General features: G+C 62.8%; 12 protein-coding genes. 7 read left to right on the top strand and 5 right to left on the bottom strand.

The features are described from left to right. Positions 1-42: 42 nt before the first annotated feature. On the bottom strand, positions 43-612 hold the full coding sequence (locus HND55_11005; GenBank protein ID QKK03127.1) for a DUF3365 domain-containing protein: 570 nt from the start codon (positions 610-612) through the stop codon (positions 43-45). Further along, a complete protein-coding gene (locus HND55_11000) occupies positions 609-812 on the bottom strand; it encodes a DUF2892 domain-containing protein (GenBank protein ID QKK03126.1) in 204 nt (67 codons plus the stop codon). Before HND55_11000 ends, HND55_11005 begins: the two co-directional genes overlap by 4 nt. Before the next feature lie 397 nt (positions 813-1,209). On the opposite strand from HND55_11000, the gene HND55_10995 reads away from it, so the two are divergent. The 5 genes from HND55_10995 to HND55_10975 all read left to right on the top strand — a co-directional run bounded on the left by HND55_10995 (position 1,210) and on the right by HND55_10975 (position 7,289). Beyond that, entirely contained in the window at positions 1,210-2,499 is a 1,290-nt protein-coding gene (locus HND55_10995) for an HD-GYP domain-containing protein (GenBank protein ID QKK03125.1), read from the top strand. Between the two features lie 76 nt (positions 2,500-2,575). After that, a complete protein-coding gene (locus HND55_10990; GenBank protein ID QKK03124.1) occupies positions 2,576-3,844 on the top strand; it encodes an HD-GYP domain-containing protein in 1,269 nt (422 codons plus the stop codon). A gap of 80 nt (positions 3,845-3,924) precedes the next feature. Further along, complete coding sequence (locus tag HND55_10985) at positions 3,925-4,482, top strand: response regulator (GenBank protein QKK03123.1); 558 nt, start codon at positions 3,925-3,927, stop codon at positions 4,480-4,482. A 247-nt stretch (positions 4,483-4,729) separates the two neighbouring features. Continuing rightward, positions 4,730-5,896 (top strand): hypothetical protein, encoded by a 1,167-nt coding sequence (locus tag HND55_10980; protein QKK03122.1) that lies wholly within the window; start codon positions 4,730-4,732, stop codon positions 5,894-5,896. A gap of 10 nt (positions 5,897-5,906) precedes the next feature. Beyond that, a complete protein-coding gene (locus HND55_10975; protein ID QKK03121.1) occupies positions 5,907-7,289 on the top strand; it encodes a sodium/proline symporter in 1,383 nt (460 codons plus the stop codon). Between the two features lie 56 nt (positions 7,290-7,345). Here HND55_10975 and HND55_10970 read toward each other — a convergent pair whose 3' ends face one another. After that, positions 7,346-7,681 carry a winged helix-turn-helix transcriptional regulator gene (locus HND55_10970; protein ID QKK03120.1) on the bottom strand — a complete coding sequence of 112 codons (336 nt, stop codon included), beginning with the start codon at positions 7,679-7,681 and terminating at the stop codon, positions 7,346-7,348. Between the two features lie 154 nt (positions 7,682-7,835). On the opposite strand from HND55_10970, the gene HND55_10965 reads away from it, so the two are divergent. Both HND55_10965 and HND55_10960 read left to right on the top strand, forming a co-directional pair. Continuing rightward, complete coding sequence (locus HND55_10965; GenBank protein ID QKK03119.1) at positions 7,836-11,342, top strand: methylmalonyl-CoA mutase family protein; 3,507 nt, start codon at positions 7,836-7,838, stop codon at positions 11,340-11,342. 7 nt (positions 11,343-11,349) lie between these two features. Beyond that, positions 11,350-12,792: a hypothetical protein gene (locus HND55_10960; protein QKK03118.1), complete on the top strand. Its 1,443-nt coding sequence runs from the start codon at positions 11,350-11,352 to the stop codon at positions 12,790-12,792. A 24-nt stretch (positions 12,793-12,816) separates the two neighbouring features. On the opposite strand, the gene HND55_10955 is transcribed toward HND55_10960, so the two are convergent. Continuing rightward, positions 12,817-13,689, bottom strand: coding sequence for a hypothetical protein (locus HND55_10955; protein ID QKK04087.1), 873 nt, complete (start codon positions 13,687-13,689; stop codon positions 12,817-12,819). A gap of 178 nt (positions 13,690-13,867) precedes the next feature. Then, positions 13,868-14,071: a hemin uptake protein HemP gene (locus HND55_10950; protein QKK03117.1), complete on the bottom strand. Its 204-nt coding sequence runs from the start codon at positions 14,069-14,071 to the stop codon at positions 13,868-13,870. Positions 14,072-14,079 lie beyond the last annotated feature (8 nt).

Here is a 14,079-nt window from a genome sequence, read left to right as displayed (position 1 = left end):
CGGCTGCCGGGGACGTTTCCGGCAGCCTGTTTCAGTAGATTGTCAGTCGAGGTTCACTTCGACGCTGAAGGCGCCGCGCAAGTTGCCCACCTCGTAGCCGCGGGCCTGATCTGCGGGGTAAGCCGCGTCGATGGCCTCGGCGACTTCGGGGGCAATGTCGGTGCCGTGGCAGGCAGTGCACAGGCCCTGCGTCGGGATGGCCTTCATCCAGTGACCGTAGCGGCGCTCGCCGTCGTCGCGGATGACGAAGGTCTCGATCTCGCCGGGGGATTCCCCTTCGGCCAGGCGGCGTTCGAAGTCCTTGAGGGTGCGAGCTTCCCATGCATCGGGCGCGTTATCGGGGTTGCGTACCTTCAGCGAGGTGCGGCCAACGTCCATGCGTGGTCCAGAAACACTCCTGGCGATTTCAGGCGCCTGGATCTTGCAGACCTCGATGCCGGTGACGGGGCCGCCTTCCCGGATGGCAGCACGCAGCGCCTGTTGGAGTTGGCTGCCCAAGGCACCGGCGCCAGTGCGGGCTTCGCCAACCCACTCCGGAGCCGGTTCTGCCACGGCAATGCTGCCGCTCAGCAGGACAGTTGTCAGTAGTCGTCCCGCTGCGGTGCGCATCACTTGAAGGCCTGGCCTGGTTGCTTGCCCAGCGACTTCAGAAGTTTCGCCATCGGGCAGAACCCGGTGAAGGCTGCCTGGAACATGTTGAGTCCGATAAAGGCGGTCAGGATCAGCCAGTACGAGCTGTGCAGCTGCGAGAGCGTGAGGCTGAGCAGGATCATGAATCCGGCGAAGGCAAACATGATGCGATCGATGTTCATGGCAGGAGTCCTTGTCTTCTGGTGGATAGGTAAAATATAAGAGACCGCTAATATAAAGTCAAGTCGGTCCGGGTCGGGATGTATGGTGGCAGTAGCGCTGGTGAAGCGGGGCGATCAGATCAAGGACCACCGGTTCGATGGCTGTCAATCCACAGCACGCGACGGAATGATTCCTGCATGAATAGGGCATGAGGTCCGTACCGGCAGGTTCAGCACCTGGGCGAAAATGACCACGTGACTCTGGCGTAGCCGGATGCGCCGGGATCGAGCGAAAGAGTCGTGACGCGGATTGTCGGGTATCCACCTGACAATTTGCGTCACATTGTGCGCGCTGGTGTCACTTGCTGCAGCGCGCCGGGCCGGGACAGGAGACCATTTCATTGGCGAATTGGCGAAAGTGAACATGGCGATCGAGCAGCAATCAGCGGCCGAATCGATCTGGTCCCGGGAGATGATCGTCCATCCGGCCGACCTCGAAATCGGCAATTTCGTCGTTCGCCTGGATATTCCCTGGATCGAGACACCATTCCCCTTGCAGGGCGTGAGAATCGACAGCGAGGAGACTCGAGACTGGTTCGAGGATCACTGCGAGTGGGTGGTGATCGACAGCGAGCAGGATGACGAGCGGTTGCGACAGCAGCGAGCGCCTTCGCCTGAAGGCGCACCGTCCGGTGGCCGTGCGCGACAGCCCGGAGCCCCCAGTCTTCCAATCAACGCGCTGAAAGGACAGCGGCTCGATCAGGACAGCATTGGTACGGCTCTGAAGGCCTACGGGCTGCTCGACCGGCAGGCGCGCAAGCTGTTCAGGCAGATCCGGGAGCATGGAGGCCTGGAAATCAAGACGGCCGAGCGGGTGGTCAACGAGTTGTCGGGATATCTCCACCAGAACCTGGCGGCCATGGTTTGGCTGACCCGGATCAAGGATAGAGACGACTACACCGCCCAGCACTCCGTGAACTGCGCCATCCTGGCGCTGGGGCTGGCGCATGCGCTGGAGTGGTCACCGGACCGCATCGAGCAGGCCGGTATGGCCGCGCTGCTGCATGATGTCGGCAATGTCGAAGTCGATCCGGCAATACTGGCAAAGCCGGACCTGCTGACGGCGGACGAGTACCGGAATATCAAGGCCCACACGCGCCGCGGCTACAGTCTGCTGCGAGAACATCATGACATGGACCCGGTCGTCGCGCTGGCCGCGCTTGAACACCATGAGCGCAGCGACGGACGCGGTTATCCGGACGGCAAGAGGCAGGAGGAAATCGACGAGGTCTCGCGGCTGGTCACCATTGTCGACGTTTATGACGCGGTGACCTCTGAGCGCCCGTATCGACCGGCACGTTCGCACCATGACGCCCTGGGCGTGCTATGGCGCGGACGGGTCGAGAAGTTCGACCAGCGCATGGTCGAAACCTTTATCCAGTTCATGGGCTGGGTTGCGCCCGGTACCCTTGTGCGGTTGTCGGACGGCGAACTGGCCGTGGTCGAGGAAACCAACATCGTGCACGGTTTTTATCCTGTTGTCCGCAAGCTCTATCCAGGCCCGGCCGGATATCGCACCGGCGAGCGGATTGATATGGCGGCGCTGCGCGATGCATCAGGCAATCCCGTTTTGCACGTCGAGTCGGTGCTGCCCGACGGTTATGACGGTGTTAACGTCAAGACGCTGCTGGTCGCGGCGCTGGATTGATCGCCGTGACTGGACCTGAGCCAGCCTGAGGTACTACTATGCTTCGAGCAGCATAAAGGGTGCCGGGGGCTTTTTGATGGAACATGGCTACTCGCGATGGAGTTTCGAGAGCCGAATTGATCCGAGCGACCTGCAGGTCGGGCATTTCGTGATTCGCCTCGATGTGCCGTGGAGCGAAACCCGCTTTCCGCTCCAGGGCGTTCTGATCGACAATCTGGAAAAGCGCCAGTGGATGATCGACAACTGCGCCTGGGTCGTCATTTCGCATGTGCGCAGCCCGAACAAATTCATTCCCGAAAAGCGCCTTCCACCCATCAATGATGGTGCCCGCCGCCGTTCCGACATCCTGCCTTCATTCAAGCCCCTGTCCCAGGGCGAAATCAATCGCGAAACGCTGTCGGTCAGTATCGGAGTGTACGACACGCTGGACCAGCACGTGCACCGCCTGGCCGAGCAGTTCCGGCAACAGGGTGCGCTGGACCTGGATTCGGCCAGCCGTGTCGTCGGTGAGCTCGCCGAGGTGCTGGAGAGCCATATGGCCGCGCTGGTCTGGCTGACCCGGATCAAGCGGCGCGACGATTACACCGCGCAGCACTGCGTCAATGTCTCCATACTCAGCATCGGTCTGGCTCACGCGCTGGACTGGGATCGCCGCAAGGTCGAACAGGCCGGACTGGCCGGTCTGCTGCACGATCTCGGCAAGATGCAGGTCAGTCAGGAGGTGCTCAACAAGCCGGGACAACTGACCGAGCAGGAATTCGAGCACATCAAGCTGCATGCCGAATTCGGTTTCCGGATGCTGCGCGAAGAAGGCGGGTTGCCGGATGAGGTCAGCGAAGCCGTGCTCTGCCACCATGAACGACCGGACGGCAAGGGTTATCCCAAGGGCCTGGATCGCCGCCAGATCCCGCCTCTGGCGCGTGTGGTATCAATTGTCGATGCCTACGATGCGATCACATCGCATCGCGTCTACGATCCGGCGCGCTCGCACCACGAGGCGCTGGGCATCCTGTGGAAGGAGCGTGACCGCCAGTTCGATGGCCCGTTCGTCGAGGCTTTTACACAGTTTCTTGGCTGGGTCACGCCGGGCACTCTGGTGCAGCTTACCTCCGGTGATCTGGCGGTCGTCCTGCAGGCGCGGGAGGGCCGCGGACTGCTTCCCCTCGTCCGCCTGATCGAGTTTGATGGCAAGGACTATCGGCTGGGCGCGGAGATGGATCTGGCGCGCCTGCGCCCGGAGGTCGGCGACGCGCCGATTCGCGTCGCCGAGGTGCTGCCTGACGGCTCGCAAGGCGTGGATATCCGCTCCCTGTCGCTGGATTTCGGCCTCCCGGGATGTGCTTGATCGGCTTCCGACCTTTGCCAAACAGGGCAGAATGCGAAATAATGCGGGTTCTACTGCACCTGTTCGTCTGAGAGGGACTGATGAGCCAGCTGGATCGATTCCGCCGACTGCTCGGAATGAGACAGCCAAGCGATCGCCGTCGGCGCCGGCGCATGCACGCCCGGGAGGGGCTCAAGGTGATGATCGTCGATGACTCAAGGACAGTTGTGGCCGCGCTCAGTCATATGCTGGTACAAAACGGCTATGAGGCCATCGGCGCGGAGAGCGCTGAAAAGGCGCTCGAGATGATCGGCGAGCGTCGTCCCGACCTGATTTTCCTGGATATCGTTCTGCCCGGCATGAGCGGTTTCACCGCATTGCGCAAGTTCCGGCGCAACCCGGTCACGGAAAAAGTGCCGGTCATCATGATCAGCGGCAACCCGCAGGCGGTCGAGGAGTTTTACCTGAAGCGTATTGGCGCCGATGACTTCATGAAAAAGCCGTTCGGGCGTGCCGAGGTATTCTCCCGCATCGCGCGCCTGGTGCGTGAGGGGGAACTGCCCTCGCGTGCGTCGCTGGCCAGGGATTCCGAGCGGGATGAGGAGGTCGAGGACGACAACGACGACATCCGGGTGCTTCCCGATTCCACCACCAACTGACTCCCGCCGCTTAGGTCATACGCGCGGACAGGCAGACTGGGCGTGAGCAAAAATCGCGGCCTCGATGATGTGGGTCAACCCGCCCGGTGTCATCTTGCTGTAATATTTCTTTCACGCTGACTTCCAATGGAAAAAATGTCATGTGCACGCGGGATACCGTGAGCGGCCGCAGGTCGTCATTGTCTGCATGTGCCGGATGCAGTGGGATCGCCGGCCAGCGTTGCAAGATCTGCAACGGGGTGGGGTCGTGATGCCGAAGTGTTTCGGAAACCGCTGGTGCGGGTCGCTGGTGCTGGCGGCACTGTTGCTGCCGGGACTGGCGCCGGCCCAGGGCAGTGGTGGTGACTGGCGCTACGGGGCCGATCTGAGAGCCGGCTTTTTTGCCAGCGAACGGGATCGCCGCGATGGTGGTGAGCAGTCCGATGAGAGCCTGCGCGCCCGGCTGCGATTTTACCTTCAGCGTGAGCTGTCGCCGAGCTGGCTGTTTCGAACGCGTCTGGCCGGCAGCTTCAGCAGCGAAGACAATGACTTCGCCCTGCGCCTGGATCGCTACCGCGCCACGCCCACCGGGACGCGTGCCGGTGAGGTTCACTTCGACGAGTTCTACGCGCGCTGGCAGGATGCAAACAATCGCCACCAGCTGCGGATCGGTCGTTTTCAGACCGCCTTCAACCTGCCGGTCGTGCCGGGCAAGAGCCTGGATCGAAACGATGCCTCGAACGTCGGGATCGGCTGGACCGACGGCCTGTACTGGCAGTCGCAGCTGGAATCGGGTTGGGAGTGGCATGCCATTGCCCAGGCCAATCATCCGCTGGGCGCGAGCAATACCGCCCGCCGGCCGCTGGATTTCAGTGACGATGGCAGCCGGCTTGGCGCCTATCTGGCGCTGCGGTCGACCGAACCCTTCGGTCCGCTGTCACTGCGCATGCTGTCTTTGAACTGGGTCCCGGATTCGCTGGCGGTAAACGGCCTATCGGATCCGCGCCGGGAGGACTACCTGACAGTAACGGCAAAGGCCGCGGCCGGCTGGCCCATGAGCGAAGACGGTCGTCGATTCGTGCTGGCCGGCGAGTACGGACGCGCGCTTGAAACCCCGCAGCGCCCGGCACTTGGTCTGGTCGGCTCGGGCAGGACTGCAGGCGATGCCTACCAGATCAGCGCCAACATCTTCGATCTGGCACCGGGTCACCATGTGGGCCTGGTCGTGGGTCGAGCGCATGCCGGCTGGCTGACGTCCAACGATTACCGCAACAACGACGATCTCTACGAGATCCGCTATCAGCGGCGTTTCACGCCCGATCTGTCGATCGAAGTCCGGTTCCGGATCCGCCAGGAAATCGAGCGTCGGATCGGTGCCGAGCGCCTCCAGCACGACCGCGATCTTTATGCAAGGGTAACCTGGCGCATCCGGTAGACTGGCAGCCATGGTTGCTGTCACGCTGATTGTCTATCTGGTGGCGCTGCTGGCCATCGGCCTATGGGCTCAGCGCCGGACCGGGGATACGGCCGATTTCCATCTGGCCGGTCGCCGCATGGGGCCGGTCATCGCCGCACTGAGTGCATCGGCCAGCTCGTCGTCGGCCTGGACGCTGCTTGGTGTCAGCGGTGCCGCCTATGCCTGGGGGCTGCAGGCCGTCTGGCTGGTGCCCGCCATCGTGTCCGGGTTCTTCATCAACTGGGTCTTCATTGCGCCGAAGCTGCAGCCGGCGAGCCGCCAGACCGGGTCTCTGACCCTGGTCGAGTTTCTGGCCCACGGCAGCGATGCCGCCTACCAGCGCCGGCTGCGCACCCTGGGCGCGCTGATCATCCTGTTCTGCTTCACGTTCTACGTAGCCTCGCAGTTCCAGGCGGCCGGCGCCGCCATTGGCACCGCGCTGCCGGTTGAACCAAGCCAGGCCATGCTGGCCGGTGCGGCGATTGTAATCGCCTATGTGTTTCTGGGTGGGTTCTGGGCCGCGAGCGTGACCGACGCACTTCAGGGCCTCATGATGCTGTTTGTGGCCCTGGTGCTGCCGGTCGTGGCGCTGACGGCCGCCGGGGGACCGGCGGGCGTCGCCGCTGGTCTGCGCGCGCTCGACGATCCGTCGCTGATGATGTGGGTCGATCAGCCCGGCTGGCTGCTGGGGCTGATCTTCGTGGCCGGGCTGTTCGGCATCGGGCTGGGCTACCCCGGGCAGCCGCACGTGGTCAACCGCTTCATGGCGCTGTCGTCGCCAGCTCAAATCCGGCTGGCACGCAATCTCGCCCTGGTATGGGCCACCATCATTTATATCGGAATGGTGGTGCTGGGCTGGTCTGGGCGCGTCCTGCTGCCGGAACTGGCCGATGCCGAGTCGGTTCTCCTGGAGCTGGCCGTTTGGCTGATGCCACCGCTGCTCGGCGGCCTGGTCACCGGCGGGGTGCTGGCCGCCATCATGTCGACCTCGGACAGTCAGCTCCTGGTGGCCGGATCGGCGGTCAGCCACGATCTGCGCCGCGGCCGCATGTCGCTGCTGGCAGACCGGATCGTGATCGTAGTGCTGGGCCTGGCGGCGGTGGCGCTGGCGCTGTGGTTTCCGGCCACGATCTTCGATCGGGTGCTGTTTGCCTGGCAGGCATTGGGCAACGCCTTCGGGCCGCTGCTGATCGTGCTGCTGTTCGCCGGAAACGTGCGTCCAGGTTTTCGTCTGGCAGCCATGGCTGCCGGCTTCTTTCTGACCGTGCTGATCAGTTTCTTTCCGCAGGCGCCGGGCAACGCGGTCGAGCGCCTGCTGCCGTTCGCGACTGCCCTGCAGATTGCCTGGATCGGCCGCGGCCAATCGCGCTGACCCCTCAGCGATGCCTTGTCGGGGGGCGGCGTGGGCAAGCGGATAACCCGGCTCGTTTACGGCCGGCAGAACTGCTCATAGAGCACGGCCATCACCGCGCGGACTTGCTGACTGGCCAGCGAGTAGTAGATCGTCTGCTGTTCGCGCCGGGTCCGGACCAGCCCGGCATTGCGCAAAACGGCCAGATGCTGGGACAGGGCCGACTGGCTCAGCGGCAGATGATCGTTGAGTTCGCCGACCGACATCTCCTCCTCGAGCAGGTGGCACAGGACCATTAAACGATGCGGATTGGCCATCAGCTTGAGAAACCCTGCCGCGTTTTCGGCCTGAGTGGCCATTTCCTCGGGAGACGGGCGCGGCAAGCGACTCTTGGCGGAAGCAACCTGATTCATGGGGGCGTATTATTGCCGATCTTTTCCGTCCCGCGCAAAGTTATCGTTACGCGCATCCGGGTGACAGCGTGCCCGGGCGCCTTCAGTCGCCGGTTTTGCTGCCTTCGGTCATGGGCGCTAAAATGAGACGTTTACCTGTTACCCGTTCCTGACCATGAACCAGATCGCCGAACGCTTTTCACGCTCGCCGGGCACCGACGGTGATGTGCCCCTGCGCTGTGTTACCGCCGCCAGCCTGTTTGACGGCCATGATGCGGCAATCAATCTGATGCGGCGACTGATCCAGGCCGAGGGCTGCGAGGTCATTCATCTCGGCCATAACCGGTCGGTCGCCGAAATCGTGCGTGCGGCCGTCTGCGAGGACGCCGACGCGATTGCCGTGAGCTCCTACCAGGGCGGACACATGGAGTACTTCCGTTATATGGTCGACATGCTCAGGGAGCAGGGTGCGGATCACATCCAGGTCTTTGGTGGCGGTGGCGGAACCATCACCCCTGATGAGATTCGTCAGCTGCAGGATTATGGCGTCAACCGGATCTACCATCCGGATGATGGCATGAGGATGGGGTTGAAGGAGATGATTGGGGATCTGGTGGCCAGAACGCGGCAGGCGCGGGAGACGCGGACAGTTTCCGATTTCCGCTTGCCGCTTTCCGGAGATGTCGACTCCAGCCTGATTGCAGCAGGGCTTTCTGTCATTGAAAACGGCGGTCTGTCCGAGCATGAGCTGGCTCAGTTGCGCAAGGCGGCTGAATCGTCGACGGGTGCCCCGGTCATTGGCCTGACCGGGACCGGCGGGGCAGGCAAATCGTCGGTGACCGATGAACTCGTCAACCGTTTCCTGCAGTACTTTCCGGAAATGCGCATCGCCGTGCTCGCGGTCGACCCGACACGGCGGCGCACCGGCGGCGCGCTGCTCGGCGATCGCATCCGCATGAACTCGCTGCGCTCCGAGCGGGTGTTCATGCGCTCGATGGCGACCCGACGGCAACACCTGGCGACCTCGGAGGTCGTGGGCGACTCGCTGGCCTTGCTCAGGACGTCCGGGTTCGACCTGGTGATCCTGGAAACCGCTGGTATCGGTCAATCTGACTCCGAGGTCGTCGACCTGGTCGATTTCCCGATGTATGTCATGACCTCTGACTTCGGCGCGGCCAGCCAGCTCGAGAAGATCGACATGCTCGACTTCGCCGAACTGGTGGTGCTCAACAAATTCGACCGCCAGGGCTCGCAGGACGCGCTCCGGGACGTGCGCAAGCAGTGGAAGCGCAACCGCCTGGCCTTCGACCTGGCCGACGAGGGCGTGCCGGTCTACCCGACCATCGCCAGCCAGTTCAACGATCCCGGGGTCACCTGGATGTTCGTCAACCTGTGCCGGTTGTTGAGGAGTCAGGAGTCAGGGGTCAGGGGTCAGGGCGGCGTTGCGTGGGGGACTGATCGCTGCGACTTCGATCCGGAGGTTGAGCTGGGTGAGAAGGAGCCGAGGCCTTCCGTCCTGATTCCGGGCAAGCGGGTTCGCTACCTGGCCGAGATTGCCGAGCAGGGCAGGACGCTCAACGAGCGGATTCTCGAATGGGCCGAGGAGGCCCGCCGCGCCCAGCATTACTGCGAGGTGCTGCGCGAACTCGAAGTCGATGAGCTTCCGGCCCCCCTGGAGCTACCGAACGCCGACCGGAAACCGGACACCGGAAACCGGAAACCCGAGGGCGAAGATGGTCGTCTCGCCGACCATCTTCTCCAGCGCTATACCGAAGCTGTCAAGGCTCTGCCCGAACAAGCCCGAGAGCTGCTGCGCGAGTGGCCGGAAACGAAGGCCGCCGTCGAGGCCGAGGAGTTCAGCTACGAGGTGCGCGGCAAGACGATTTCCGGCTCCAACTACCGCGAGTCGCTGTCGAAGCTGCAGATTCCCAAGATCGCGCCGCCGCAAACGCGCGACTGGGGCGATCAGCTGGTGTTCCTGATGAAGGAAAACCTGCCTGGCCACTATCCCTATACTGGTGGCGTCTATCCTTATCGGCGCGCCAACGAGGATCCGATCCGGATGTTCGCCGGCGAGGGCACGCCAGAGCGAACCAACCGGCGCTTCCACTATGTTTCCGAAGGACAGCCGGCCAAGCGCCTGTCGACCGCTTTCGATTCGGTCACGCTCTACGGCGAGGATCCGGCCGAGCGGCCCGACATCTACGGCAAGGTGGGCAACTCGGGCGTGTCGATCGCCACGCTCGACGACATGAAGAAGCTTTATTCGGGCTTCGACCTGTCCGACCCGACGACTTCGGTGTCGATGACCATCAATGGCCCGGCGCCGATGCTCATGGCGATGTTCATGAATACCGCCGTCGATCAGCAGGTCGAGAAGCATCTCAAAGAGAACGGGCAATGGGACGCGGCGAAGAAAAAGCGCGCCGAGCTGCTCGGCGACGACGCGCCCGACTACACCGGCGAGCTGCCCGAAAGCAACGACGGGCTGGGCCTGGGAACGCTGGGCATCACGGGCGATCATCTCGTCGATGCCGAGACCTACGAGAAAATCAAGGCCGACACGCTCAAGGTCGTGCGCGGCACGGTGCAGGCCGATATCCTGAAAGAAGACCAGGCTCAAAACACCTGCATTTTCTCGACCGAGTTCGCCTTGCACATGATGGGCGATATCCAGCAGTATTTTATCGACAAGGGAGTGCGGAACTTCTATTCCGTGTCGATCTCCGGCTACCACATTGCCGAAGCGGGCGCCAACCCGATCAGCCAGCTGGCCTTCACGCTTTCCAACGGTTTCACCATCGTCGAGTACTACTTGGCGCGCGGAATGGATATCAACGACTTCGCGCCCAACCTGAGCTTCTTTTTCTCCAACGGCATGGACCCGGAATACTCGGTCATCGGACGGGTGGCGCGCCGCATCTGGGCGCGGGCCATGCGCGAGCGCTACGGCGCCAACAAGCGCTCGCAGATGCTCAAATACCACATCCAGACCTCGGGCCGCTCGCTGCACGCGCAGGAAATCCAGTTCAACGACATCCGCACGACGCTGCAGGCACTCTACGCCATTTTCGACAACTGCAACAGCCTGCACACCAACGCCTACGACGAGGCGATCACCACGCCAACCCAGGAGTCGGTGCGCCGCGCCGTGGCCATCCAGATGATCATCAACAAGGAACTGGGGCTTAACTTCAACGAGAACCCGTTCCAGGGCAGCTACATCATCGATCGGCTCACCGACCTGGTCGAAGATGCCGTGTATGCCGAGTTCGATCGCATCTCCGAGCGCGGCGGCGTGCTCGGCGCCATGGACACCATGTACCAGCGCGGCAAGATCCAGGAAGAATCGCTCTACTACGAGCACAAGAAGCACAGCGGTGAGTTGCCGCTGATCGGCGTCAACACCTTCCGGCCACCGGAGGGTGCAGAGCAGGAAGGCGGAGAGATCGAGCTGGCCCGATCCAGCGAGGAGGAGAAACAGCAGCAGGTGGCGAACGTGCGTGCTTTCCAGCAGCGCAATGCAGCATCCTCACCCGCAGCACTCAAGGCCCTGCAGGACGTCGCCCGCAAACGTGGCAACACGTTCGAGGCGCTGATGGAAGCGGTCAAGTGTTGTTCGCTCGGTCAGATCAGCCACGCGCTCTATGAGGTCGGAGGCGAGTACCGGCGCAACATGTGACCGCTGAATGAATATTCACCCAAGGCCCGCCCTCGTCGTGCTGCTTCTGGGCATGGCGCTGATGTTGCCGTTTCTGGCGCCCATTGGCATGTTCCTCGATGGCATTGTCTATGCCGCACTGAGCATGAACCTGGCCAACGGCATTGGCGACTTCTGGCACCTGCGAATCAACGACAGCTATTTTGGGCGTTTTGTCGAGCACCCGCCGCTTGGTATCATGATCCAGTCGTTGTGGTTTCTCGGCCTCGGAGATCACTATCTGGTCGAGAAGCTGTATGGCCTGGTGGCGCTGCTTATCGCATTTGTCCTGATCCATCGCCTGTGGATGACGTCGCTTGGTGCCCGGCAAACACAGCCAGATGTAAGCGCTTACTGGTGGTTGCCGATTGCCCTGTTGCTGGTTGTTCCCAAATGGTCCTGGGCGTATCGCAACAATCTGCTGGAAATCACCCTGATACCGTTTTGCCTGATCACTGTGCTGCTTCATGCGAGCGGGATGCAGGGGGGTGGCGTCGGCCGCAGAGTGCTGGTTGGAGTTATTGCGGCCGTGACCACGGTGTCGGCTTTTCTGGTCAAGGGGCCGGTTGCCCTGTTCGTTTTGACGGCGCCGCTTTTTGTTGCGCTCATCCGGCCACCACCAACGGCCAGGGCGCTCGCCGGGTATCTCTCTGTCTATCTCGTGGCCGTAGCCCTGGGTGGGGCCGCGCTGTGGCTGCATCCGCCGACCGCAGAAATGCTGGACGCCTATTTCCATCGTCATGTTTATTCGAGCGTGGACTATTCACAGGGATTCTGCAGTGATGGCAAGTGCCTGTATATTCTGGGCGAGCTGTTCACCATGCTCAGCGTGCCGCTGGTGGCTGGAATGGTGTTGTTGCTGTTCTTGCGATGCAGGCCCAGTCGCGGCTGGTGGCGTCCGGTGCTGCCGGCAGCGACAGGCCATATGCTTATAGGCATCTCCGCGAGTTTTCCCATTGTGCTCTCCACCAAGCAGTCGTCGCACTATCTGCTGCCCTCGCTGCCGTTCTATATGCTGGGCCTCGGGCTGCTGCTGGCTGCTGCGCTGAGCGCCAGTGACCGGGTGGACCGGGTGCTGAAACGGCGTCCGTCGCCATCTTTTCTGCTCGGCGTTGCGATCCTGGCGGTGGCCGTTGTTGTCTGGTCCTGGAGCCGGGTCGGCACAGTACGCAAATCCGGGGAGCATCACCACGACCTCGATCGGATTGCCGAGGTCACGGGCCAGGGCCGGGCAATCGGGATTCACCCGCGCTTGTACACCGACTGGTACCTGCACAACATCGCCTGGCGCCATTATCGGATCGAGCTGGACCCGGAGCCTGAAGGGCAATGCTGGCTGCTGCTGGATCCGCCTGTGGACCAGGCAATCCGAGATGACTGGACACGGGTTCCCCTCGACACCAGGCGCTGGCAGCTATACCGGCGGTGCTGATGCTGTTTCTTGTCGCATGGTCGGTCAGTTGCCGGCGAGTGCTGCAGATTCGGGGCGGACATACTCGCTGAATACCGATCGGATCGCCTGATCGGCAACGGGTTGGCCGGGCTTGTGGTTCTCGGCCAGTTCGAACAGACCCTCGATGATGGGCATGCCGTCGATGCCGGTGGCCAGATGGACGCCGCCGGCCTCGAAGTGCTCGCGCCAGACTGCGCGCACCCGGGCCCAATAGTCGGCGGTTCGATCCCAGTACTCGTAGGCTGGAGTGAAGTCGACCTCATTCTGGTGCCGGTAGTCGTTGAAGCCGAACTCGCGCACGATGACTGCACGGGTCTTGCCGTTTTCGCGCACCACCTTGCTGTTGTCCTGCTCGTGGGTCCAGCCGTAGGGCGTTATCGTGTGGCGATTTTCAACGTTGAGCGCGTTGTAGTCGTTGCGCGTGGTGTATTCACGACGCGGTAGCGGCCGCCAGCTCCGGTCCGAGGTCCAGGTGGCGTGGCCGTAGCGGTGATTCCACGGGCCGGTGCCGCAGTAGCGCGGCGTGTCGGCGACACCGTAGACGCACTGTGTCCATGCGCGCCGGGTCAGTTCGTCATCGAGTTCGACCCGTACCCAGGTCTGATCATCCGTGAATTCGAGGCGATGGTCAGCCTGCCAGGTCCAGTCCTGACGCCAGTGCTTGATGACCGAGCCGTCGCCCACGACCAGCAGGTGCTGGAGCACGATATGGTTGCCGCTGTCCTCGATGACAATCACGACCTCGTCGGCACCGCTGCGCTTGGGTTCGCTGCGGCGGTAGTCGGGCACCAGCGCCACGGTTTCATCGAAACTGAAGTCGACTGAGAATTCTCCGGCCATGGCCAGAATGGCCTGGCGATCGGCCGAGGGCGGCAAACGATGGTCTGTGGCGGCCCACTGGTTGCCGCTCGCGGTGTCGTCGGCCAGGTTGTCTGCGCCGGGCGTCACTGACATGGTGGCGCAGCCGGCGGTGAGCAGCAGCGACACGCCGAGCATCAGTGCAGCGGGTCTGGAAACGGGATTCATCGGCGGTTTCCTCCTTACAATGGCGGGTTTACTTGGTCAGGATGAGTTTGCCGGCGCGGGTGCGCCGCAGCTGGTAGCGTTTGCCCTCGTGTTCGATGATGGCGGCACCTCTCTTGCCGAGCAGTTGACAACTGTCGAACACCGGCACGGCGGCGTCCGGACCGACCGGGTCGCTTGCCGCTGCTGACGGCGAGAACCTGGTGGGGCGGGAGTCATGGCTTCGGCTCGGCATCTGCCCGG

Source organism: Pseudomonadota bacterium, assembly GCA_013285445.1.
Lineage (GTDB): Bacteria > Pseudomonadota > Gammaproteobacteria > Xanthomonadales > Wenzhouxiangellaceae > Wenzhouxiangella.
Note: the sequence above shows the minus strand (reverse complement) of the source record. Positions and strands in the feature narration are given on the sequence as shown.

What these genes read in the sequence shown, in the direction of transcription:
- HND55_11000 (QKK03126.1), bottom strand. Translation starts at nt 812, where the DNA reads ATGAACATCGATCGCATCATGTTTGCCTTCGCCGGATTCATGATCCTG.
- HND55_10990 (QKK03124.1), top strand. Translation starts at nt 2,576, where the DNA reads ATGGAACATGGCTACTCGCGATGGAGTTTCGAGAGCCGAATTGATCCG.
- HND55_10985 (QKK03123.1), top strand. Translation starts at nt 3,925, where the DNA reads ATGAGCCAGCTGGATCGATTCCGCCGACTGCTCGGAATGAGACAGCCA.
- HND55_10975 (QKK03121.1), top strand. Translation starts at nt 5,907, where the DNA reads ATGGTTGCTGTCACGCTGATTGTCTATCTGGTGGCGCTGCTGGCCATC.
- HND55_10970 (QKK03120.1), bottom strand. Translation starts at nt 7,681, where the DNA reads ATGAATCAGGTTGCTTCCGCCAAGAGTCGCTTGCCGCGCCCGTCTCCC.
- HND55_10965 (QKK03119.1), top strand. Translation starts at nt 7,836, where the DNA reads ATGAACCAGATCGCCGAACGCTTTTCACGCTCGCCGGGCACCGACGGT.
- HND55_10960 (QKK03118.1), top strand. Translation starts at nt 11,350, where the DNA reads ATGAATATTCACCCAAGGCCCGCCCTCGTCGTGCTGCTTCTGGGCATG.
- HND55_10950 (QKK03117.1), bottom strand. Translation starts at nt 14,071, where the DNA reads ATGCCGAGCCGAAGCCATGACTCCCGCCCCACCAGGTTCTCGCCGTCA.